The sequence below is a fragment of the Streptococcus sanguinis genome (assembly GCF_900475275.1).
Taxonomy (GTDB): Bacteria; Bacillota; Bacilli; order Lactobacillales; family Streptococcaceae; genus Streptococcus; species Streptococcus sanguinis_N.
Map to the genome: position 1 here is coordinate 383107 of NZ_LS483364.1, position 25037 is coordinate 408143.

Here is a 25037-nt window from a genome sequence, read left to right on the forward strand (position 1 = left end):
CGAATTTTACGGTCTTGGTATCTTATATGAACAATACAGAATATTATGACCGTCTAGGTGTCTCTAAGAATGCTTCTCAGGATGAGATCAAGAGAGCCTATCGGAAATTATCTAAAAAGTACCACCCTGACATTAATAAGGAAGCTGGGGCGGAGGACAAATATAAAGAAGTCCAAGAGGCTTATGAAACGCTGAGCGACGAGCAAAAGCGGGCAGCCTATGATCAATACGGTGCAGCGGGAGCTAATGGTGGCTTTGGCGGTGGTGCAGGCGGCTTCGGTGGCTTTGATGGCTCTGGCTTTGGCGGCTTTGAAGATATCTTCTCCAGCTTCTTTGGTGGTGGCGCTTCGCGTAATCCTAATGCTCCGCGCCAAGGGGATGATCTTCAGTATCGTGTAAATCTCCGCTTTGAAGAAGCGATTTTCGGAGCTGAGAAGGAAATCAAGTATAACCGCGAAGCGACTTGTCGTACCTGTGACGGGTCTGGTGCTAAGCCAGGAACTAGCCCTGTTACCTGTGGTCGCTGCCATGGCTCAGGTGTTATCAATGTTGATACCCAGACACCGCTTGGCATGATGCGTCGGCAAGTGACCTGTGATGTCTGTCATGGCCGAGGAAAAGAAATCAAAAGTCCTTGTGAAACCTGTCACGGAACGGGTCATGAAAAACAGGCTCACAGCGTTAAGGTGAAAATCCCAGCTGGTGTGGAAACTGGTCAGCAGGTCCGTCTGTCTGGTCAAGGCGAGGCGGGCTTTAATGGCGGCCCTTATGGCGATCTTTATGTCGTGGTCCAAGTTGAGCCGAGTGACAAGTTTGAGCGAGATGGCTCTACCATTTACTACAAGCTCAATCTCAACTTTGTCCAAGCGGCTCTTGGTGACAGTGTGGATATCCCAACTGTTCACGGGGATGTTGAGCTGAATATCCCAGAAGGAACACAGACTGGCAAGCGTTTCCGTCTGCGTGGTAAGGGAGCACCGAGTCTGCGTGGTGGAAGCATGGGTGACCAGTATGTTACTGTCAATGTTGTGACGCCGACTGGCCTCAACGACCGTCAAAAAGCAGCCCTCAAAGAATTTGCGGAAGCTGGCAATATCTCGGTCAATCCTAAGAAAAAAGGCTTCTTTGACAAAATGAAAGATGCCTTGGAAGATTTGTAAACAGATAAAAAGGAGCAGCCTAATGCTGTTCTTTTTATGTTTTCTAGAAGGACATTTGGCAAATGTAGTCAAGGAAGAGAGCCGCTCTGACCAGCCTTTTAATCAAAAGAAATTCACAATAAAAAGCGTAAAGAGATTTTCTCTATTTACTTTTACAAAAATTAATTGTTTTTTTAAGTAAAATCTATTGTAAAAATTTCCTAAAAGATATATGATAATACTATATGTATAAAACGTATCTTTTTAGCCTGCTGGGGAGTTGGCTAGAGAGATAATGGGAGATTAGTTTTATACATTTTAGGAAAAAGGGGAATTATAAAGTGAAATGTTTTGAAAAAGTGCAGGAGCGAATTCAGAAATATTCGATTCGCAAATTGTCTGTAGGTGTGGGCTCAGTTGCCATTGCAGCTCTGATTTTTGGGAGCTCTTTGTCCAGCTCGACTGTTGCTGCGGATGAAGTAGGAGGCGGTGCGACTGCTCACTATACTTATGTTGAAGAGCAAGAGCTAACAGAGCAGGAAAAAGGTCTGATTAAGAAAGGTCTGCCTGAAAATCTGCAAACAGGGGAAAATTATTACCTGATTTATCGGAAGCAAGATGGGCAAACTGTCTTGCCGAGTACAGGAAATAACGGTCAGCCGCTTCTCGGCTTATTTGCGGGAACGGCTATTTTGGCTGTCCTGGTTTTCTCACGAAAGAAATCTGGTAAGTTACTAGGAGTGCTTTTGCTAGGTAGCTTGGGACAAACTGTGTTACAGTCTCCTCAAGCGTTTGCGCTAGAAAATCGGGAATTACTTTCCTATAACCGTCAAGTTGCGGTTTCGTCAGCAGTTTCTGAAGCGGATGTGACTATTGCAGGCTATAACTATATCGGTTACTTTACCGCTTCTGATTTGCGTACTTTGACAGAGACCAAGACAACCTCTCTGCCGGCTGGTCAAGAGGCTCAAGCGCAAGCAGAAGTGTCAGAAGCTACAAAAGAGGATTCTGATTCTATTGATCGAGCTGCTCAAGCAGGGGTGTTGTATCAGCTGAATCCTGATGAAAGTGATTCTGGCCAGATAGGGAATCTTCCAACTCCAGCTTCAACTCCAAATCCTAGTCCAGCTCCTCAGCCGTCAAATCCACCTATAGAAACGGCAAAAGGGGAAAGTTTACAAGAACCTGCCTTGCCAGAGTACAGCGGCGCTGTGAACGGTGAGTCGCTAGTTCAAGCGGAAACTCCAGTCTATACTGCCCCAGTTGGTACAGTTGGAGACACGGCTCCGGTTGAGCCCGCCCTCCCAGAATACACAGGCGGAGTTAATGGCGAATCGCTAGTTCAAGCAGACAATCCAGTCTATGATGCTCCAGTAGCTACAGTTAGTGACGTGGCTCTGGTTGAGCCCGCCCTCCCAGAATATACAGGCGGCGTTAACGGCGAATCGGCAGTTCAAGCAGACAATCCAGTCTATGATGCTCCAGTGGCTACAGTTGATGACACGGCTCCGGTTGAGCCCGCCCTCCCAGAATACACAGGCGGCGTTAACGGCGAATCGACAGTTCAGCCAGAACAGCCTAGTCTGCATACTGACATCAAGCTAGAAACGATTGAACCTCAAGTTGTCAACAAGACAGATGATAGCAAGTATCTTGATGAGGAGACCACTGTTGATGGAACTCCAGGTCAAAAAGAAATTGTTACCAGCTATGAAGTCTTGGATGGTAATCGCATATCAGAGCCACAAACAACTGAAAGAATCTTGCATGAAGCAGTTGATACAGTGGTCACTCGGGGTAGCAAGGCTCGCATCAATAAAGAAGAATTGAGCAAGCAGCTAGCTTTAGCAGCGGCTGTAGATCCTACAGTTTACACTAATCAATCCTATCAGCAGCTGCAAGCAATTAAGAATATGGCTGCGACAGTTTATCAAACTTCGTCTAGTCAAGATGAAGTAGATGCGGGTGTCAACCAACTCAAGCAGGCTTTAGCTGACTTATTGGCCCTTAAAGCAGCACCAAATCTGACTGTTTCAGCGGTTAAGAAGGATGAATTGCAGAAATCGGTTCAGATTCAATACCAGCTGACGGACAGAGATCAATCCTTTAGTAGTGCTCAAGTTCGTCTGAAGAAAGATGGGCAGCTGATAGCAGAGCAGAATTTGACGGCCGGCCAGTTGACTGCTAGCTTCAGTAGTTTGGACTACTATACACCGTATAAGATTGAGACGACTCTGTCCTATGACTTAGGAAATGGTTCTGAAAGTCAGGAATTAGCTCAAGAGACAGTCCAGCTTGACCTGAAGAAGGTGGAGCTCAAGTCCATCACTAATGTCTCCTTGATGAAGGTTGAGAATGGTCAGACAAAATTGATGCCTACTTTGGCTGAAAAACCAGCAAATCTGGACCAATATTACCTGCACTTTACATCAGACCAGTTCAAGGATACTGTCCTGCCGGTTACCTCTATCGAGGAAGTGGTCGTTAATAACCAGCCTGTCTTTAAGATCCAGGCTCAGCTGCCAGACTTGCTGCAAAGAAGCGCAACTGGTCTTCAAAACAGCTTTGATTTCTATCTGGAAAAGGCCAAGAAGCGTGAAGGAAATGTCTACTATGACTTCCAAGACCTTTTGGACGGCATCAAGGAAGATCCTTCTGGAACCTTTATTCTGGGCCGCAGTATCAGTGCTAAGCTGATTGACAAACCAGCCAACAGCAAGTCTTACCTGCAAGGTGAGTTCAAAGGCCAGCTGATTGGTGGGCAAAATGGTGAGCGCCATGCCATTTTAGACTTGGCGCATCCTCTATTTGATACGATTACTGGCGGAACGGTCAAGGATATTGACTTTAAGCGAGTCAATATGGTTTATCCAGATTCGCAAGCGGGCGATACAATTGCCACAATTGCTGCTCGCTTGAAGAATAAAGGAGTAATCGAAAACGTCAATGTCCAAGGATACTTGGAAGGAAGAGACCATATTGCTGGTCTGGTTAACAATATAGAAGGCCAATCTCGCGTTGAAAATGTTTCCTTTAAGGGTCGTATTAAGTCCAAGGGTGGAAACTCTGTTACAGCCGGTATCGCGGGAACTAATGCTATGTCCTTGGTGAAACGCGCTTATGTCGAAGCCGATATTTGGGTCAAAAGTGGTCAAAATGCAGGTATGCTGGTCGCTCAAAACTTCACTGACTATTCAGGTTCAGGCTGGGGTAACTGGGGCAGATTGATGCAATCAGTTGCCAAAGGTAAGTTAGAGGATGCGGGCTCAAGAAATGCGGCTGGTATCGCTGCTTCCATTTGGCCGTATGGAACCATCAATGACACAGTCAGCTATGCAACGGTAGTGAACGGTAAAGAGCTCTTTAGCTCAGATAATGAGATTACCGATGCTTGGATGGGACAAAAACTCCAAAACCTCTTTGGTGTTCAGGGACACAGCTCTGGGACCAAGACAGGTAAAGATGCCAAGTTCCGTCGCTTGACAGAAGCAGAAGCTGAGCAAAAAGTCAAGAGCTATCAGATCACGGCTCTTGAGCAAGCCAGCGCAAATGAAGTGACAACTGAGAAGCTAAATGCTGCTATCCTGAGAACAAGTACTTATCAAGATAAGCCAGGTTACAAGGCAGAAAATGAACAGCTTTATCAAAACCTAGAACGCTTTATGCCTTTCTACAATCAAGAATTCTTGATTCATGAGGCCAATAAGCTGGTGGATGCTGGTAAGGCGGGCGACCTGTTGACCAAGAAAGTTCTAGCGGTTCAAGCCCTGAAGGGCAATCAGTTTGTTGCTGGAGGAACGGATGCAGATAAGATCTTAGTCCATTTTGCAGACGGAAGCAAGACTATCTACAATCTTCAAAATCAAGCGCGATTTGAACAGACGGCTCTGCCGGAATATCAGATTGCAGAGCTTGGTACAGTCTATACTCCAAATCACTCAACGGCGGTCAAAGAAGACTTGCTGACTCAGCTGACTGAGCGCTTGAAGAGCTTTGAACTATACAGTGATGAAGTCTATCGTTCTGTTGGTCTGCCTAATGATAATGATAAGGTCAATAAAGTGAAGCGCCTCTTCTTGGATGAATCTCTGGCTGAGGTGAAAGCCAACTTGCAGGATATGCTTGGTAAGCTCCTGGCCAATGAATGGACAAGGTTCCATGCTGACAATCCAGCAGCCAACGAAGCTCTGAAAGCTAAAATCGAAGAGAACAAGACCGCTATCATGCTCGGTCTGACCTATCTCAACCGTTATTACGATCTCAAGTTTGGCGACTACAACCTCAAGGAGCTGGTGCTCTTCAAACCAGACTTCTATGGTGAAAAAGTGCCATTGCTGGATCGCTTGATTAAGATTGGTCGTTCGACAGAAAATCAACTGAAAGGGGCAGACAATGTCAATATGTTTGCGCGCCAGTTGAAGGCTGAGTCCAAATCTAGTGATTTGGTGGCTTACTTGGATTACAACCGACGCCTGCTGACTGACTTTGCGGATATGGATTCTTGGTTCAAGGATGCAACCCGAGGATTTATTCAGTTTGAAGAACGCCAGTCAGAAGTCGAGGAGATTAAGACGGCTAAGTATCGCGTCTTTGACAACCTCAACTCAGAGTACTTCAGCAACTATATCCTTCCTCTGCTAACCTTGAAGAATACGCGCTTAGCCATTCTGTCAAACTATAGCACCATGGCCTTTGTCAACAGAGACAAGCGCCGGTCATGGTCTGATGAACGATTTAATGCGCGCATCAAGGAAGTAGCGACCCAGCATCGAAATCACGTAGACACTTGGTACAAACTGCTCTCAGATAATATCAAGCCAAGAATGGTCAAGGAAAATGTAACGGCTGTATGGGATGGTTTCGATGTAGAAGGGCGTGGCTGGATTGATGTCAACGGAAATGATAATAAGGGCAATCCTTATGCACCATCCCGCGAGTTCTTTAACCTAGTTGGCGGCAGAGCTGGTGGCTGGTACAAGTCAAATGGCTACGGTGCCCATGCTGCTGGTTCAATCCGTGTGAACTTCGAGGCCTTTGACCTCTTGACGGAATATGGTGTGTCCGTCTTCACTCACGAACTCACCCACGTCAATGACAGAGATATTTATCTGGGCGGTCACGGCAGACGACAAGGTATCGGACCAGAAGGGTATGCCCAAGGTATGCTCCAGTCACCTGTTCCTGATCAGCCGGGCTGGGGTGCTTTGGGTCTCAATATGGCCTTTGATCGTCCAAATAATGGCAGCCTCATTTTCAATAGCTCGCCAAGTCTCTTCAAGAACCGAGCAGACATCGACCATTACATGAAGGGATATAATGATACCCTCATGCTGCTGGATTACCTTGAAGGCCAAGCGGTTGTAGATAAAGGAAATGAAGCAGCAGCCAAATGGTTCAAGAAGGTTGAACCGAAAGTTGTGGATCCTCGAACCCAATACGACGTCGTAAGAGAGTTGACGGCTGAGGAGAAAGCGAATATGTCTGTCTCATCTGTAGATGACTTGGTTGACCAAGGCTTGCTGTCTAACCGTGCGGTTGACAATCGAACCTATAATCCTGCTGACTATGACTCTAGTTACATTGCTATCGACTTTATGACGGGTATCTATGGCGGCGGCCAAAACAATACTGGAGCGCCAGGCGCCTTGATGTTCAAGCATAATACCTTCAGAATCTGGGGTTACTATGGCTATGAAAAAGGCTTTGTAAGCTATGCTTCCAATAAACACCGTAAGACAGCCAATGAGCAAGGTGTGACTGGTTTGAGCGATAACTTTATCATCAAGCAAATTTCTGAAGGCGAATTTGAAACCATGGAAGCCTTCAAGAAAGCTTACTTCAGAAAAGTTGTGGATAAAGCACAAAGCTCAGGTATTAAGCCGGTGACTGTCAACGGAAAAGTCTATACGACTTATGAAGAGTTGAAAGCTGGCTTTGCAGAAGCTGTTGACAAGGATCTGAAGAAGTCTCGTGTCGATGAACGGGCAACCAAGGACTTCAAGTACGCTGTCTTTACGCAGTTGCTCAAGAACACCAACAGCTTTATGGATGAAAACTCCATTTGGGGTTCCTAAGAAAAAGTGTTTAATTGCCTACATGAGTAGCTGCAAATAATGACCTTTAGCAATATGTAATCAATAACCCATTTGAATTTACTCTGTTTGTGTCGTCACTGACAGTCTGATTCAGATGGGTTGTTTTGTTGTATAATGGCAAGTCGGAACAGAAAGAATCCCCGATTCTTAAACGATATTTTTCAGAAAAATCTGTCCCCGTACAGTTATTGCTTTTGGGTCTTGCTGGGTGCTTTTTTTCCTGCTAAAATAAACACATGACACGATATAAAGCGATTATTTCCTATGATGGTTATGGATTTGCTGGCTTTCAGCGACAGCCCCATGCCAGAAGTGTTCAGGAAGAGATTGAAAAGACCCTGACCCGTATCAATAAAGGCCAGCCTGTGGTGATTCATGGAGCAGGTCGGACCGACAGCGGTGTCCATGCTCTGGGACAGGTACTGCATTTTGATTTACCGAAGGAACGGGATGAAGAGAAATTGCGTTTTGCCTTGGATACCCAGACGCCGGAAGATATTGATTTTATTAGTGTGGAGCGGGTATCGGATGATTTTCACTCTCGCTACAATAAGCACAGCAAAACCTATGAATTTTTGGTGGACATTGGCCGGCCTAAAAATCCTATGATGCGCCATTATGCTACGCATTATCCTTATCCTTTGGAGCTGAGTCTGATAGAAGAGGCGATTGCTCAGTTAGAGGGGGCGCATGATTTTACAGGATTTACGGCTTCGGGGACCAGTGTGGAAGACAAGGTTCGGACCATTACCGAGGCCAAGGTTTGCTATGATGCAGAGCGGAATTTTCTGGTCTTTACTTTTTCGGGCAATGGCTTTCTTTACAAGCAGATCCGCAATATGGTCGGCACCCTGCTCAAGATTGGAAACAAGCGAATGCCGGTAGAGCAGATTCAGAGGATTTTAGCGGAGAAAGATCGCCATCTGGCAGGACCAACAGCTGGTCCAAACGGCCTTTATCTAAAGGAGATTCGTTATGAAGAATAAGTTGATTTTAGCCCTTTCAGGCAATGATATTTTCAGCGGTGGCGGACTGCACGCTGATTTGACTACCTATACAGTCAATGGTCTGCATGGGTTTGTAGCTGTGACTTGTCTGACGGCTATGACCGATAAGGGATTTGAGGTCATCCCAGTTGAGGAAGAGGTTTTTGCCCAGCAGTTATCTAGTCTCAAGGATGTTCCTTTTTCTGCTATTAAGATAGGGCTTTTACCCAATCTGGAAATAGCAGAGCAGGCATTGGCTTTTGTCAAGCAGCATGCGGATATACCAGTAGTCCTGGATCCTGTTCTGGTCTGCAAGGAAAATCATGACTTGGAAGTCAGTGCTCTGAGAGAAGAAATCATCAAGTTTTTCCCTCATGTCAGCATCATTACGCCAAATCTAGCAGAAGCTCAGCTATTGACCCAAAAAGAAATCAAAAGTCTGGAGAATATGCAGGCTGCAGCCAAGGAATTCTATGATTTAGGGACCAAGCATGTGGTGATTAAGGGCGGCAATCGCTTAAGCAAGGAGCGGGCGGTGGATGTTTACTATGACGGCCGAGATTTTGAGGTCATGGAATCGCCAGTGCTGGCCAGCAACAATACCGGAGCAGGCTGCACATTTGCTTCCAGCATTGCCAGTCAGCTGCTTCTAGGCAAGTCTCCACTTGCAGCAGTTCAATTGTCTAAAGATTTTGTTTACCGAGCGATTCAGCGCTCAGATCAATATGGGGTAGTTCAGTATGAGAAATCATCAAGTTAAAAAATTAGTTATCTTAGCTTTTATCACAGCTCTATCTGTGGTTTTGGGGAATTTTTTAAAAATCCCAACTCCGACAGGCTTTTTGACCTTGTTGGATGCAGGGATTTATTTTGCAGCCTTCTACTTTGGCCGCAAGGAAGCGGCTATTGTCGGAGGTCTTTCAGGCTTTTTGATTGATATGATTGCTGGCTATCCTCAGTGGATGATTTTCAGTCTGATTTGCCACGGACTTCAGGGGTTCTTTGCTGGCTTTGAGGGCAAGAAACGCTACCTTGGGCTGGTCTTGGCTGCAGTAGCTATGGTCGGTGGCTATGCCCTCTTTGGTAGTATTATGAATGGTGTCGGGGCTGCCCTAGCCGAAATCTTAAGTAATTTTATGCAGAATGCTTTTGGTTTAGCAGTCGGTTTTGCCCTCTACAAAGCCTTCCCAGAGGGTTTGAAAAAGACAGTCGCAGTGAAATAAACGAGGTGAGACATGGACTTAGCTAAGATTGGAGCGGAAACTCGTCAGATTGTTCTAGATGTTTTGGACAAGGCTGCCTTGGTTGAGGGAGATATTTTTGTTCTGGGTCTATCCTCCAGCGAGGTTGTCGGAGGACATATCGGTCAGGATTCCAGTCTGGAAGTCGGACAGGTCATTGTCAAAACCATATTGGATGTCTTAGAAGAGAAAGGTATCTTCCTAGCAGTTCAGGGATGTGAGCATCTCAATCGCGCCCTCGTAGTCGAAAGAGCCTTGGCGGATAAGAAAGATTTAGAAATTGTCAATGTTCTGCCTACTCTTCATGCTGGAGGCAGCGGTCAGCTAGCGGCTTTTCAATACATGAAGGATCCTGTTGAGGTAGAGTTTATTGTCGCTCAGGCGGGGCTGGATATTGGCGATACTGCTATCGGCATGCATGTCAAGCACGTGCAGATTCCTATCCGACCGATTCTCAAGGAATTGGGAGCTGCCCATGTCACGGCTTTAGCCAGCCGTCCCAAGCTAATCGGCGGCGCCAGAGCGGCCTATACAGAGGATAAAATCAGGAAGGGATAAAAGGAAAAATAATTTTGAAAAAAACTCTAATTATGCTATAATGGGTTGTATTCAATAAATTTTAAGGAGAAATGACAGAATGTCTGTATCATTTGAAAACAAAGAAACAAATCGCGGCCTTTTGACTTTTAGCATCAGTCAAGAGAAAATCAAGCCTGCCTTGGACCGTGTATTTAACTCAGTAAAAAAAGATATTGCTGTACCAGGTTTCCGTAAAGGTCGCCTTCCACGTGCTATCTTCAACCAACGTTTTGGTGAAGAAGCCCTCTACCAAGATGCGTTGAACGCTCTTCTTCCAGAAGCATACGAAGCGGCTGTCAAAGAAGCGGGTATCGAAGTAGTTGCTCAGCCTCAGTTTGATGTCGAGTCTATGGAAAAAGGTCAAGACTGGGTTATCAAAGCTGAAGTAGTCACTAAGCCAGAAGTTAAGCTGGGTGCTTACAAAGACTTGGAAGTAACTGTTGAAGCTACTAAAGAAGTGACTGACGCTGAAGTAGATGAGCGCATTGAGCGTGAGCGCAACAACTTGGCTGAGTTGGTTCTCAAAGAAGGTCCAGCAGCTGACGGTGATACAGTTGTGATTGACTTTGTTGGATCTGTTGACGGAGTTGAATTTGACGGCGGCAAGGGTGACAACTTCTCACTTGGACTGGGCAGCGGTCAATTCATCCCAGGATTTGAAGAGCAGTTGGTTGGTCACAGTGCAGGTGAAACAGTGGACGTTGTCGTAACCTTCCCAGAAGACTACCAAGCAGAAGACTTGGCAGGCAAGGAAGCTAAGTTTGTGACAACTATTCACGAAGTTAAAGAAAAAGAAGTTCCAGCATTGGACGACGAACTTGCAAAAGATATCGACGAAGAAGTGGAAACGCTTGATGAGCTGAAAGAAAAGTACCGCAAAGAATTGTCAGAAGCTAAGGAAACAGCTTATAAGGATGCGGTAGAAGCAGCAGCTATTGATCAAGCAGTAGCAAACGCGGAAATCGTTGACTTGCCAGCAGAAATGGTCCACGAAGAAGTGCACCGCGCTGTTAATGAATTCTTAGGCAATATGCAACGCCAAGGAATCTCACCTGACATGTACTTCCAAATCACTGGCACTACTCAGGAAGACTTGCACAAGCAATACGAAGCAGATGCTGAGTCACGCACTAAGACAAACCTTGTCGTAGAAGCTGTTGCTAAGGCAGAAGGTTTTGAAGCTAGCGCAGAAGAAATCGAAGCAGAAGTAACTTCATTGGCTACAGACTACAACATGGAAGTAGAACGTGTTCGTCAATTGCTGTCAGAAGATATGCTGAAACACGACATCGCTATCAAGAAAGCTGTCGAAGTGATTACTAGCACTGCGAAAGTGAAATAAGCTTCATCATTCAAAACGATATCATTTGAAACTAGTGTATAAATGCACTAGTTTCTTTTGTACTTGTTCCGTGATTTTTCCTGGATTTTCTTTTGACGAAAATAGAAATTTATCGTACAATAGAAAGTAGCGAAAAATTGCAAGAGGGCGACAAGCCTTTACTTAATCTTAAAGGAGATCAACTTTGGAATTAGAAGTATTTGCTGGACAGGAAAAAAGTGAGCTTTCTATGATTGAAGTGGCGCGTGCCATTTTGGAAGCCCGCGGCCGCGACCATGAGATGTATTTTAATGATCTGGTCAATGAAATTCAAAACTATCTGGGAAAATCAAACAGTGAGATTCGTGATTCTCTGCCTTTATTCTACACAGAACTCAATGTAGACGGCAGCTTTATTCCGCTGGGAGATAATAAATGGGGCCTGCGTTCATGGTATGCCATCGACGAAGTGGATGAAGAGATCATCGCCTTGGAAGAGACTGATGAGGACGACGCACCTAAGAAACGTAAGAAGAAACGCGTCAATGCCTTTATGGATGGCGACGAGGATGCCATTGACTACAGCGATGACGATCCAGAAGATGAGGACGGCTACGAAGCAGATCCAGCTCTCTCATACGATGAGGAAAATCCAGACGATGAGAAGAATGAAGTGGAAGCTTACGATGCTGAAATCAACGAAATCGCTCCGGATGATCTAGGTGAAGAAGTCGAACTCAACGAAGAAGATGACGACTACTCTGATGAAGATACGGAGACTGAAGAGGAAGAATAAATCAACCAAAAGAAACAAGGGATTTCGTCCCTTGTTTCTTTTAATATTCCTTGAAATATGAGTTCGGAAGGTGTAGAATACTAATAAAATTTAACAAAGAAAAGATGGAGGTATGCTGTTATGAAATTTGTCATTGATAAGAGTCTGGGTGAACTAGGCATAAAAAGTGTTGCTATCGGGATTGCCAAGAATGTTAATCCGCATGCAGAACTGTCTCCTTCATTTCTAAAAAAGAAAAAGGAAATGGAAGACTGGGCTCTGGCTTGCGACTTGGATGAGGTGCTTGAGTCGCCAGTGGTTCAAGGTTATATAGAGATACTGCAGCGCGTAGGTCGCAGTGTCAAGAAAAATCCTCCGACGGTTCCTGCTCTGATTCGCAATATCCAGCACCGAGGCTCGCTCCCTCGTATTAATAGCATTATTGATATTTATAATGTCGAAGCCCTACATTCTCTACTGGCTATTGGTGGGCATGATTTTGATAAGATTGAAGGTCAGATAGAATTCACCGTAAGCCAAAAGGAAGATGTTTTTCTGCCTATTTTGTCCAAGGAGAAGCATGTTGCCAAGACGGACTATGTCTATCGGGATGCCAAAGGCATTTTGGCTTGGCTGGATGTCCGTGACAGCGAGTATTATAAGTTTGATGAGGAGACCAAGGATGCCATTTTCATCATTCAGGGGAATGCCAATACCTCTGTCGAAATGCGTCTGGAAGCCTTGGAACGAATCCGACATGATTTAGCAGAGTGCATGCCTGATGTAGAATTTGAAACACATGTCATCAGTATTGAGGAAAATTAACTGGAATAGGCTTTCCAATTTTGATTTTCACTGACTAGCAGCTTCCTGTTTTTAGGGAGCTTTTTTGCATGCTTTTGATTTCTTTTGTCAGAGTCGTGGTTGAAATAATGAGAAATGAGCACAGTTTGCTTTTCTGAAAATAGGAGACATTACTCAATAAAAAATGGTATAATAAACAAAGAAAAGGAGCGTGCGATGACAGAAACACTACTAGAAGCTAAATCAATCAGCAAAAAATATGAGGATGAGTATGTTCTGCAGAATACGGATCTAAAAATTGATCAGGGGCAGTTTGTAGCAATCTTGGGTCACAGTGGCTCAGGAAAGTCAACGATGCTGAATATCCTATCTTCTCTATTGAAACCAAGTTCTGGACAGGTCTTATACAAAGGAAAGGAGATAGGTCAGCTGAGTAAATCAGCAGTGGCTAAGTTTAGGAGAGAAGACATTGGTTTGGTCTTTCAGCACTATATGTTAATTCCTAATCTGACAGTGGAGGAGAATATTCAGCTGGGCAGCAAGTATGCCGCAGAAGCAGCAGACCTAGAAGAATTGGCTTCGCTATTGGGAATTGAGAAGCTTTTGAACAAATACCCTCATCAGCTGTCGGGTGGTGAGCAGCAGAGAGTCTGCATTGCCAGAGCCGTGATCAAGAAACCGGCTGTTTTATTCTGTGACGAGGCGACAGGCGCTCTGGACAGCGAAAATAGTAAGAACATTATTGTTTTATTGCATGCTATCAAGCAAACCTACGGAACCAGTATCCTTTTTACGACACATAATCGAGAAATTGCCAGAACAGCTGACCGAATACTGCTCTTAGAAGATGGTCGTATTGTTAGGGACGACATGAATATGGAGAAGTTGTCGCCGAATCAAATGAGTTGGGAGATTTAATATGGATTTGCTGTTTAAATATCTATCCAAAGACTTTTTTGCTAAGAAGACCATAGTGTCTATTCTATCTCTGATTATAATCTTCACTTCCTTTATGTTCTTCTTCGTTCATTTTGCGATTGATGCCAATATACTTCGTTTAGGTGGAGAGCAATTATCAGGCAATGAGGCTAATTATTTCACAGCTTTGAAAAGTAATCAACTCTTAATCAGAAACATTACTGTCGCCATGGTAGCCATTTTCTCCCTCATTTTATCCTTATTCATCAGAGGGACGCTCCAAAGAAATCAAGTACAGCTGGCCCAGCTGATGTCCCTTGGCTTTTCCTTCTCCAGTATGCTGGCAAGCTATGCGCTATTAATTAGTGGGTTATCCTTAATCAGTTCTTTGCTTGGCTTAGTCTTGGGCTTCTGGGGCTCTGATATTCTCCTTTCTGCTAATAGCCAGACCTATCTCGTTCAAGGGTTGAGTAAAGGACTTTCTCTGCAGTCGGTTATGACGGGAACCCTCTTCCTAAGTCTTTTCCTAGGAGCTCTTACTTATCTGGCGGGACTGACAGTGAGAAAGACAGATTTGGCTTTAATGATGAAACAGACAGATGGAAAAAGCATCCGCCCCGGCTTAATGGAGAAGCTGATTCAAAAGCTGCCGATGAAGCATAAATTCAAATTTAAACTAACTCTAAATCATTTCAGCACCTTAGGTCTCTTGTTGGTTGCGATTGTTACGTTTAGTATCATGTTTGTCTTAAGCTTGTCTCTGACTTTTAGCTCCTCTAAAATCCTTGAATCTCAGAAGGAAGGCCGGCACTATTCTTATGAAATCAGCTATGATAACTACCAAAAGGAGGAGGCTAAGCCAGCTTCAGATTCTGTAACCTATCTGAGATACGATGTTGAGCTAATGATAAAAGGCGAAACTATAGCCTATCAGGCCCTTTCGTTTACAAGCCAAAATGAATTATTTCAGCTGATTGGCAGTAAGGGAGAAATCCTAGATCCCACACAAGGTGTCTTTGTAAATCCTGAGTTGCGAGAGAATTATGGTCTTAAAGTTGGGGATACTCTAGAGTTAATAGTAAAGGGAAAGCGACATCAGATAAAGATCGCTGGATTTGCGGAGAATGCTGATTTAAAGACAATATATATTCCCAAAGACCAAGCATCCGCCATGGTAGATGAGACTAATGATATTTTTAATGGTAGATTGACCAATAAGCCTCAAGAAAAAGGTGAAGGAAAAGTTCGCTCCCTAGAGGAAAAATTATCAGCTGTACAAAGAAGTCAGACCTCCAACAAAGCAAGCGCTATTATCAACCAAAGTATCGGTGTCATAACGGGATGTTTATTGATTTACCTAGCAGTGTTTATCGGTTTGAATGGTAATATGAAGACTCTATTGATGTTTGATTTACTAGGATATGAGGAGAGAGAGGTTTATCGTATCCTGCTTAACCCCTACATTGTGATCAGCAATCTACTTTTCTTGCTCACTCTGCCTGTGGCCATCTATGCTGCAAGGAATATCCAGATTATGACTTCTCTTCAGACAGGGGATTATATGCCATTCCAGCTCAACTGGATTACCTTTGTTTATATGTTTGTCATCTTGAATGCCCTGTACTTTATTATTAGATTTTTATTTATTCAAAAGGTTAAAAAAATCAGAGATGATAATCGGCAGGCAGAATTCTTATCAGAATGGTGAGAAGTAGTATGAAGATTTTTAAGGTAAGGAGTCGGAAGTCTTGAAAGAAATCCGTCACGATTTAGCAGAGTGCATGCCTGATGTAGAATTCGAAACACATGTCATCAGTATTAGTGAAAATGGATGAAAACCGAATGAAATCATTTGACAATTTTTTAGGTTTGCGATATCATACTGTTCGGGCACCTCTTTTAGAGGTCAGAGCTTCCTGTTTCCAGGGAGCTATTTTTCTTTTTCGGACAGATTATGGAAAATCCTCCTATGGCTAAGTTTCCAGCAACTGTGATGCTTGCTGGAACGAATTGTTTTATGAAAAGGAGCACGTATGTCAACTAAATATATTTTTGTCACCGGTGGTGTAGTTTCTTCTATCGGGAAAGGGATTGTGGCAGCTAGCTTGGGCCGCCTTTTAAAGAATCGAGGTCTCAAAGTTACGATTCAGAAATTTGACCCTTATATCAATATTGATCCCGGAACCATGAGTCCTTACCAGCATGGGGAAGTGTTTGTGACAGATGATGGAGCTGAGACGGATCTGGATCTGGGGCATTATGAGCGTTTTATTGACATCAATCTCAATAAATACTCCAATGTCACCACTGGTAAAATCTATAGCGAAGTCCTGCGCAAGGAGCGAAAAGGCGAGTATCTGGGGGCGACGGTCCAAGTCATTCCACATATTACAGATGCTCTCAAGGACAAGATCAAGCGGGCAGCACGGACGACGGACTCGGATGTGATTATCACAGAGGTCGGTGGCACAGTGGGCGACATCGAGTCTCTTCCTTTTTTAGAAGCTTTGCGCCAGATGAAGGCGGATGTCGGTGCAGATAATGTCATGTATATCCATACGACCCTCCTGCCCTATCTCAAGGCAGCCGGTGAAATGAAGACCAAGCCGACTCAGCATTCTGTCAAAGAGTTGCGCGGTTTGGGGATTCAGCCTAATATGCTGGTTATTCGGACAGAGAAGCCAGCTGGACAAAATATCAAAAACAAACTGGCTCAATTCTGTGATGTGGCGCCGGAGGCGGTCATTGAGTCGCTAGATGTGGAGCATCTTTACCAAATTCCTCTCAATTTGCAGGCGCAAAAGATGGACCAAATCGTCTGTGACCATCTGAAGCTGGATGTGCCGGCGGCAGATATGACAGAGTGGTCAGCCATGGTAGAGAAAGTGATGAGTCTGGAAAAGCATGTACGTATTGCTCTGGTCGGCAAGTATGTCGAGTTACCAGATGCCTATATTTCAGTTGTTGAAGCGCTCAAGCATGCAGGTTATGCCAATGATGCGGAGGTTAAGTTTGACTGGATTGATGCGAATCAGGTAACTGCCGAAAACGCCGCAGAGCTTCTTGGAAGTGCGGATGGGATTATCGTTCCGGGTGGCTTTGGTCAGAGAGGAACTGAGGGTAAGATTCAGGCAATCCGCTATGCGCGTGAGCAGGATGTGCCTATGTTGGGGATTTGCTTGGGCATGCAGTTAACCTGTGTCGAATTCGCCCGTCATGTCCTAGGATTGGCAGATGCCAACTCAGCGGAGCTCAATCCAGACACACCGTATCCGATTATTGACCTCATGCGTGATCAGATTGATGTCGAAGACTTGGGTGGGACGCTGAGACTGGGGCTCTATCCTTCTAAACTTAAGCCTAGCTCTAAGGCAGCAGCAGCTTACGACCATCAAGAAGTCGTGCAGCGCCGTCACCGTCATCGCTATGAGTTTAACAATGCTTTCCGCAAGCAGTTTGAGGCAGCCGGATTTGTATTTTCCGGAGTTTCACCGGACAATCGCTTGGTCGAAATAGTGGAAATCCCAGAAAATAAATTCTTCGTGGCCTGTCAGTATCACCCAGAGCTTTCTAGCCGACCGAACCGACCTGAAGGTCTTTATACAGCCTTTGTCACAGCAGCGGTAGAAAAGAGCTTGGATAGATAGACTTGCTTTGTCTGACCTAAGCGACTTTTTTAGAGAAATGTTATAATGAAAAACAAAAGGAGGAAAGAAGATGTTTCTAAACATTTTAGCTAGTATTCGTACTAATAATTTTCAAGATGAGTATTGTGTAGAAAAAATTCAAGCTCTCTGGCAGGAACAAGAGGAAGCGGTGAAAGAAGCTTTTTCCCAAGGGGAACCGGTCTATGCTGTCTATCATGACTATGCCAGTGATTACAAAGGAGACTACAGTCTCTCTATCTGCCGTTTGACAGATGGGGAAGTCTATGATTTTGATACATCCGAGCAGACCTATCAAGTATTTGAAGCGGATAAGGAGGATCCTCAAGCGATTCTTCATGCTTGGCAGAGGATTTGGCAGGCAGAAGAAACAGGTGAGCTTCATCGAGACTACACTATTGACTTTGAAAAATACGATCCCGACCAAACGGTGGCTGTCTTTATTGCGACTCAGCAGCACTGAGTTTTCTGTGTTCCTGCCTTAGCTTCATTTTCGCTTAGATTTCCTAGATTTGCTGATTGAGTAGAAAGTTGATTTTTTGAAATAAACTAAAGAATTTTCTTGACAAGCCTTAGCTGTCCTGTTATACTAGTAAGGTACTCAATCGCGGGGATGGCGGAATTGGCAGACGCGCAGGACTAAGGATCCTGTGACCGCTTTAGGTCGTGAGGGTTCAAGTCCCTCTCTCCGCATCAAGTAAGCTGACTTCGGTCAGCTTTTTCTTTTTACACTAGAGACGCTTAAAAAGGCTAAGCGTCTCCCTGCAATTCTTTAAAATTTCAGGAAAAACTAGCAATTTTAGTGGAAAAGTGATAAAATAAACAATGTAAGTGGTTTAACCACAAAAAATAAGAGGAGGCCTGATAAGAATGGCAATCGTTTCAGCAGAAAAATTTGTCCAAGCAGCTCGTGACAATGGTTACGCAGTTGGTGGATTCAACACAAACAACCTTGAGTGGACTCAAGCTATCCTGCGTGCGGCAGAAGCTAAGAAAGCACCAGTGCTTATCCAAACTTCAATGGGTGCTGCTAAATACATGGGTGGCTACAAAGTTGCTCGTAACTTGATCGCTAACCTTGTAGAATCAATGGGCATCACTGTACCAGTTGCGATTCACTTGGACCATGGTCACTACGAAGATGCACTTGAGTGTATCGAAGTTGGTTACACTTCTATCATGTTTGATGGTTCACACCTTCCAGTAGAAGAAAACCTTAAATTGGCTAAAGATGTTGTTGAAAAAGCACACGCTAAAGGTATCTCAGTAGAAGCTGAAGTTGGTACTATCGGTGGTGAAGAAGACGGTATCATCGGTAAAGGTGAATTGGCTCCAATCGAAGACGCTAAAGCAATGGTTGAAACTGGAATCGACTTCTTGGCAGCAGGTATCGGTAACATCCACGGCCCATACCCAGCAAACTGGGAAGGTCTTGACCTTGACCACTTGAAGAAATTGACAGAAGCTCTTCCAGGTTTCCCAATCGTATTGCACGGTGGTTCAGGTATTCCTGATGACCAAATCCAAGCAGCTATTAAACTTGGTGTTGCGAAAGTTAACGTTAACACTGAATGCCAAATCGCATTCGCTAACGCAACTCGTGCATTCGCTCGCGACTACGAAGCAAACGAAGCAGAATACGACAAGAAGAAACTCTTCGACCCACGTAAATTCTTGGCTGACGGTGTAAAAGCTATCCAAGCATCAGTTGAAGAACGTATCGACGTATTCGGTTCAGAAGGTAAAGCATAGGAAGCTTGATATATTTTTAAAAAAGTTTATCCGAAAGGATAAGCTTTTTTTGTATTATGACAATTGGACAAATAAAGAACAAATAATATTTTTCTTACAATCTAATAAAAAAATCTTGACAGACTAGATGATGAGGAGTAAAATATTAACCAGTTAATTAACTAGTTAATTAGTTTAGTAAGTTGTTAAAAATTGGGTTTCTTCTATATTTTATAGAAAAAATATTTAGATGATTTCTTTGGGGGTATATTATGAGTTAATTGTAAATTGTGATAGGTTTTAGCGAATTCTATGTAATCAAAAAAGAAAGTGATATTCAATGGAAAAAAATAAGAAATACTTAACAGGAATTGTTGTCATTGCTACTGTGGGTCTTTTTGCTCATCAGTTAGGTTATTATCAGGCAAACAGTTCGATTAAAAAATCCAATCGAGTTAGCTATATTGATGGTAAGCAAGGTGTTGAAAAGTCTGAGGAGTTAACGCCTGACGAAGTAAGCAAAAAAGAGGGGATTAACGCGGAGCAGATTGTTATCAAAATTACTGATCAGGGTTATGTCACTTCTCATGGCGATCACTATCATTATTATAATGGGAAAGTTCCATATGATGCTATTTTCAGCGAAGATCTTTTGATGAAAGATCCCAACTATCAACTTAGGACTGAGGATATTGTCAATGAAGTCAAGGGTGGATATGTTATCAAGGTTAATGGACAATATTATGTTTATCTGAAAGATATAGCTCGTGCGGATAATATTCGCAGTAAGGAAGAGATTAATCGTCAAAAACAGGAACATGGTCATAATGTTACGAAAATAAGCAATGAAGTAGCAACAGCTAGAGCTCAAGGCCGTTACACAACAGATGATGGCTATGTTTTTAATGCTTCAGACATTATTGAGGATACGGGAGAAGCGTATATTGTACCTCATGGTGATCATTTTCACTATATCCCAAAAAGTGATTTGTCGCCTAGTGAGCTAGCTGCAGCTCAAGCTTACCTATCAGGTAGAGGAAAAGTAGCTAGTACTGTAGTCAGCCCTTCGTATAATAATGGAAACGGTGGCTGGATACAGACACAACCTACTTTTACTCAAATTTCAAACAACTATCAACCGAGTCAAGGAGAAGATGTTAAGAGTCTCCTTCAGCAACTTTATAATCTTCCACTTAGTCAGCGTCATGTTGAATCAGATGGCTTGATCTTTGATCCAGCACAAATTACTAGTCGAACCCAAAATGGAGTAGCAGTGCCGCATGGTAATCATTATCACTTTATTCCTTATACACAAATGTCAGCATTGGAAGAAAAGCTTGCTCGGACAATTCCTCTTATAAGTCAGCCTAATAAACCTATGTTAGGATTGACACCTTATAGACCTATACCAACTCCATCTCAACCAGCTTTAAAACCGATTCTTCCTCCAAAGTTAAATTTGGAACATGCGGATTCATTGGATAAGGATTTAATCCAGCAGGTCGTTAGGAAAATAGCTGACGGTTATGTGCTAGAGGATAAAGGAGTGTCCCGCTATCTTTTAGCTAAAGACTTGCCTAAAGAGATTATTACAGCGATTGAAAATAAATTGGCGAAGCAGAAAAGCATATCTCATGTCCTGCAAGCTAAGAAAGAATCAGTTGAACCGAAAAATCAAGAATTTTACGATAAAGTATATGGTCTTCTGACTCAGGCCCATCAGCAATTGCTAGAAAATAAGGGACGTTTGTCAGATTTTCAAGCCTTGGATGATTTAGTGAAGCGTTTGAATGATGAAACAAGTGATAAGGTGCAATTAATTGATGACTTATTAGCATTTCTTGCGCCTATCAATCATCCAGAACGTCTAGGCAAAGCAAATTCACAGATTGAGTATACTGAAACCGAAGTTCGAGTAGCCCAGCTAGCTGACAAATATACGACATCTGATGGATATATCTTTGATGCGCGCGATATTATCAGCGACGAAGGAGATGCTTATGTAACCCCTCATATGGGACACAGTCACTGGATAGGAAAAGATAGTCTTTCAGCTAAAGAAAAAGCAGCTGCTCAGACCTATACTAAAGAAAAAGGTCTGCTTCCACCTGCACCAACAGATGATTCCAAAGCCAATCCAAGTGGAGAAAGTGCGTCTGCTATCTACGAACGTGTTCAAGGAGAGAAACGGATACCGCTCGTTCGTCTGCCTTACAATGTTGAGCATACTGTAGCAGTAAAAAATGGTAATCTGATTATCCCTCATAAGGATCACTACCACAACATCAAATTTGCTTGGTTCGATGATAAGACTTACCGAGCTCCTAATGGCTATACATTAGAGGATTTATTTGCAACTATCAAGTATTATGTTGAACATCCAGATGAGCGACCACAGTCTAGCGATGGATGGGGGAATGCAAGTGATCATGTTTTAGGTAAAAAAGATGACAAGGAGGATGCTGTTAGCCCAGAGAAACCTCAAGAAGAAGTTGAAGAGGAAACACCAACTGAGCCAGAAGTACCTCAAGTTGAAACTGCTAAAGTAGAAGCTAAGTTGCAAGAGGCGGAAGACTTACTTGAAAAGACGACGGATCCAAGTTTGAAATCCAATGCAACTGAGACCTTAACAGGATTGCGAAATAATCTTAATTTAGGGACTATGGATAATAATAACATCATGGCAGAAGTAGAAAAACTGTTAACCTTGTTGAAATCAGCTGTTTCAACACCTGCTACTAATACAGAAACAACACCTTGATTTTTATCTGTTTTTAGATATGAATGTTTTATTGATAAATAAAAGATGAACCAACAATTTTGGAGTTAATATGAAGAAAAGAACTGCAGTATTAATAACGCTGAGTATACTAGCTCTGATGCTGGGAGCGTGTACTCAGAAAGAAGAACAACAAGCTAAAGGTTTGAAGATTGTGACCAGTTTTTATCCGGTTTATGCCATGGTTAAAGAAGTATCTGGTGATTTGAATGATGTTCGCATGATTCAATCTAGTACAGGGATCCATTCTTTTGAACCATCAGCTAATGATATAGCGTCTATCTATGATGCGGATGTTTTTGTCTATCATTCACATACCTTAGAGTCATGGGCGGGGAGCCTAGATCCAAATTTGCAAAAATCTAAGGTGAAAGTGCTGGAAGCATCCGAAGGAATGACCTTGGAGCGTGTACCGGGTTTGGAAGACGTGGAAGCTGGCGAAGGAATCGATGAAAAAACTCTCTACGATCCTCATACATGGCTAGATCCTGAAAAAGCTGGTGAAGAAGCGCAGATTATTGCGGATAAGCTATCTGAACTCGATAAAGAACATAAGGAAATATATCAAAAAAATGCTAAGAAATTCATTGCTAAAGCTCAAGAATTGACCAAAAAATACCAACCAATCTTTGAAAAGGCTAAGCAAAAGACTTTCGTCACTCAACATACTGCGTTCTCGTATTTAGCAAAGCGGTTTGGTTTGCAGCAGCTAGGTATTGCAGGGATTTCTCCTGAACAAGAGCCAAATGCAAGGCAGCTTACTGAAATTCAAGAATTTGTGAAAACCTATAAAGTTAAGACGATTTTTACCGAAAGTAATGCATCGTCGAAAGTGGCAGAAACGCTCGTAAAGTCAACAGGTGTCAGGCTAAAAACTCTCAATCCTTTGGAAGCAGATCCTCAAAATGATAAAAACTACCTAGAGAATCTAGAAGAAAACATGAGTATCTTGGCTAAAGAATTGAAATGAGAAGGTAAAGCTTAATCTAGCTGAACAATACAAAACAGAAACCTGCCTGTAAAGGTGGGTTTTTTTGGTGTGTGACAAAATATGATAATTATTTTTAAATTACCTATGTTCGTTTGAAAGTAAAAGTGGTAGTATAGTGAGGAGATAAGATTCTATTTTCCTGAGTTAAGTAGGGAAATGATCTGTAACATGAATTGAATGATGGGATATTGAGAAACGTATGGCAATGATAGAAGTAGAGCATCTTCAGAAAAATTTTGTGAAGGCTGTCAAGGAACCGGGATTGAAGGGGGCTTTGCGCTCCTTTATTCATCCTGAAAAGCAGACCTTTGAAGCGGTCAAGGATTTAACCTTTGAGGTTCCAAAAGGGCAGATTTTAGGCTTTATCGGGGCCAACGGTGCTGGGAAGTCGACAACCATCAAAATGCTGACAGGAATTCTGAAACCGACATCTGGTTTTTGTCGAATCAACGGCAAAATTCCGCAGGATAATCGTCAAGACTATGTCAAGGATATTGGAGTGGTCTTCGGACAACGAACCCAGCTATGGTGGGATTTGGCACTGCAAGAGACCTATACAGTCTTGAAGGAAATTTATGATGTGCCAGACTCGCTTTTCCATAAGCGCATGGACTTTTTGAATGAAGTCTTGGATTTGAAGGAATTTATCAAAGATCCCGTGCGGACTCTTTCACTTGGTCAACGGATGCGGGCGGACATTGCGGCTTCCTTACTTCATAATCCCAAGGTTCTCTTTTTAGATGAACCAACCATTGGGTTGGACGTTTCGGTCAAGGACAATATTCGTCGGGCTATCACCCAGATTAATCAGGAGGAAGAAACAACCATTCTCTTGACCACTCATGACCTGAGCGACATTGAGCAACTCTGTGATCGGATTTTTATGATTGACAAGGGGCAGGAGATTTTTGATGGAACGGTTAACCAGCTCAAGGAAACCTTTGGCAAGATGAAGACTCTCTCCTTTGAACTACTACCAGGTCAAAGTCACCTCGTTTCTCACTATGAAGATTTTTCGGATATGACCATTGATAGACAAGGAAACAGTCTCAATATTGAATTCGATAGTTCCCGCTACCAGTCGGCTGATATTATCAAGCAAACCCTGTCTGATTTTGAAATTCGTGATTTGAAGATGCTAGATACGGATATTGAGGATATTATCCGTCGCTTCTATCGAAAGGAGCTCTAAGATGGTCAAATTGTGGAGACGTTACAAACCCTTTATCAATGCAGGGGTTCAGGAGTTGATTACCTATCGAGTCAACTTTCTTCTCTATCGAATTGGCGATGTCATGGGAGCTTTTGTGGCCTTTTATCTCTGGAAGGCAGTCTTTGATTCCTCGCAAGAATCTTTGATTCAGGGCTTCAGTATGGCGGATATCACCCTCTACATCATCATGAGTTTTGTGACGAACCTTCTGACCAGGTCGGATAGCTCTTTTATGATCGGGGAGGAGGTCAAGGATGGCTCCATTATCATGCGCTTGCTGAGACCAGTTCATTTTGCGGCCTCCTATCTCTTCACCGAACTTGGTTCCAAGTGGTTGATTTTTATTTCTGTTGGAGTTCCATTTCTATGTGTCATTGTATTGGTAAAAATCCTTTCTGGGCAAGGGATTGTAGAAGTGCTGGGATTAACTGTCCTTTATCTCTTTAGCTTAACGCTGGCCTACCTGATTAACTTTTTCTTTAATATCTGCTTTGGATTTTCAGCCTTTGTATTTAAAAATCTATGGGGTTCTAATCTACTCAAGACTTCTATAGTGGCCTTTATGTCGGGGAGTTTGATTCCCTTGGCTTTCTTTCCTAAAATTGTTTCAAATATTCTTTCCTTTTTGCCTTTTTCATCCTTGATTTACACTCCGGTTATGATTATCGTTGGGAAATACGATGCCAGTCAGATTCATCAAGCGCTTTTGCTACAGTTTTTCTGGCTCTTAGTGATGGTGGGCTTGTCTCAGTTGATTTGGAAAAGAGTCCAGTCATTTATCACCATTCAAGGAGGTTAGT

The 25037-nt window shown here is 43.2% G+C and carries 18 protein-coding genes, 1 tRNA gene and 1 pseudogene; all 20 read left to right on the forward strand.

Annotated elements, in window-relative coordinates:
• Positions 1-26: 26 nt before the first annotated feature.
• The 20 genes and pseudogenes from dnaJ (at position 27) to DQM55_RS02105 (ending at position 25036) form a co-directional block, all read left to right on the forward strand.
• On the forward strand, positions 27-1160 hold the full coding sequence (dnaJ, locus tag DQM55_RS02015; RefSeq protein ID WP_002905343.1) for a molecular chaperone DnaJ: 1134 nt from the start codon (positions 27-29) through the stop codon (positions 1158-1160).
• Between the two features lie 320 nt (positions 1161-1480).
• The gene (locus tag DQM55_RS02020) at positions 1481-7213 is read left to right on the forward strand and encodes a ZmpA/ZmpB/ZmpC family metallo-endopeptidase (RefSeq protein WP_111675330.1); all 5733 of its coding nucleotides are present in this window, start codon (positions 1481-1483) and stop codon (positions 7211-7213) included.
• Positions 7214-7470: 257 nt separating this feature from the next.
• On the forward strand, positions 7471-8220 hold the full coding sequence (gene truA, locus DQM55_RS02025; protein ID WP_111675331.1) for a tRNA pseudouridine(38-40) synthase TruA: 750 nt from the start codon (positions 7471-7473) through the stop codon (positions 8218-8220).
• Entirely contained in the window at positions 8210-8980 is a 771-nt protein-coding gene (locus DQM55_RS02030) for a bifunctional hydroxymethylpyrimidine kinase/phosphomethylpyrimidine kinase (protein ID WP_111675332.1), read from the forward strand. The genes truA and DQM55_RS02030 overlap by 11 nt, the downstream gene beginning before the upstream one ends.
• Positions 8961-9443 carry an ECF transporter S component gene (locus DQM55_RS02035; protein ID WP_111675333.1) on the forward strand — a complete coding sequence of 161 codons (483 nt, stop codon included), beginning with the start codon at positions 8961-8963 and terminating at the stop codon, positions 9441-9443. The genes DQM55_RS02030 and DQM55_RS02035 overlap by 20 nt, the downstream gene beginning before the upstream one ends.
• Before the next feature lie 12 nt (positions 9444-9455).
• Positions 9456-10019: a TIGR01440 family protein gene (locus DQM55_RS02040; RefSeq protein ID WP_048774048.1), complete on the forward strand. Its 564-nt coding sequence runs from the start codon at positions 9456-9458 to the stop codon at positions 10017-10019.
• Positions 10020-10098: 79 nt separating this feature from the next.
• Positions 10099-11382, forward strand: coding sequence for a trigger factor (gene tig / locus DQM55_RS02045; RefSeq protein WP_111675334.1), 1284 nt, complete (start codon positions 10099-10101; stop codon positions 11380-11382).
• A gap of 184 nt (positions 11383-11566) precedes the next feature.
• Positions 11567-12157: a DNA-directed RNA polymerase subunit delta gene (rpoE, locus tag DQM55_RS02050; RefSeq protein WP_111675335.1), complete on the forward strand. Its 591-nt coding sequence runs from the start codon at positions 11567-11569 to the stop codon at positions 12155-12157.
• A gap of 120 nt (positions 12158-12277) precedes the next feature.
• On the forward strand, positions 12278-12961 hold the full coding sequence (locus DQM55_RS02055) for a B3/B4 domain-containing protein (protein WP_111675336.1): 684 nt from the start codon (positions 12278-12280) through the stop codon (positions 12959-12961).
• Positions 12962-13156: 195 nt separating this feature from the next.
• On the forward strand, positions 13157-13858 hold the full coding sequence (locus DQM55_RS02060; RefSeq protein WP_111675337.1) for an ABC transporter ATP-binding protein: 702 nt from the start codon (positions 13157-13159) through the stop codon (positions 13856-13858).
• Between the two features lies 1 nt (position 13859).
• Positions 13860-15566 (forward strand): FtsX-like permease family protein, encoded by a 1707-nt coding sequence (locus DQM55_RS02065; protein WP_111675338.1) that lies wholly within the window; start codon positions 13860-13862, stop codon positions 15564-15566.
• Between the two features lie 34 nt (positions 15567-15600).
• Positions 15601-15693: pseudogene (locus tag DQM55_RS11920) on the forward strand (B3/B4 domain-containing protein); the annotation flags it as partial.
• Positions 15694-15891: 198 nt separating this feature from the next.
• Positions 15892-17505 (forward strand): CTP synthase, encoded by a 1614-nt coding sequence (locus tag DQM55_RS02070; protein ID WP_111675339.1) that lies wholly within the window; start codon positions 15892-15894, stop codon positions 17503-17505.
• A gap of 70 nt (positions 17506-17575) precedes the next feature.
• On the forward strand, positions 17576-17986 hold the full coding sequence (locus tag DQM55_RS02075; protein WP_111675340.1) for a GyrI-like domain-containing protein: 411 nt from the start codon (positions 17576-17578) through the stop codon (positions 17984-17986).
• Between the two features lie 144 nt (positions 17987-18130).
• A tRNA-Leu gene (locus DQM55_RS02080) sits at positions 18131-18216 on the forward strand.
• A gap of 177 nt (positions 18217-18393) precedes the next feature.
• Entirely contained in the window at positions 18394-19275 is an 882-nt protein-coding gene (locus DQM55_RS02085) for a class II fructose-bisphosphate aldolase (protein WP_002905307.1), read from the forward strand.
• 319 nt (positions 19276-19594) lie between these two features.
• Positions 19595-22015 carry a pneumococcal-type histidine triad protein gene (locus DQM55_RS02090; RefSeq protein WP_111675341.1) on the forward strand — a complete coding sequence of 807 codons (2421 nt, stop codon included), beginning with the start codon at positions 19595-19597 and terminating at the stop codon, positions 22013-22015.
• 70 nt (positions 22016-22085) lie between these two features.
• Positions 22086-23003, forward strand: coding sequence for a metal ABC transporter solute-binding protein, Zn/Mn family (locus DQM55_RS02095; protein WP_002905305.1), 918 nt, complete (start codon positions 22086-22088; stop codon positions 23001-23003).
• A 220-nt stretch (positions 23004-23223) separates the two neighbouring features.
• On the forward strand, positions 23224-24216 hold the full coding sequence (locus DQM55_RS02100) for an ABC transporter ATP-binding protein (RefSeq protein ID WP_002905304.1): 993 nt from the start codon (positions 23224-23226) through the stop codon (positions 24214-24216).
• 1 nt (position 24217) lies between these two features.
• Positions 24218-25036: an ABC transporter permease gene (locus tag DQM55_RS02105; protein ID WP_002908780.1), complete on the forward strand. Its 819-nt coding sequence runs from the start codon at positions 24218-24220 to the stop codon at positions 25034-25036.
• Position 25037: the final 1 nt, after the last annotated feature.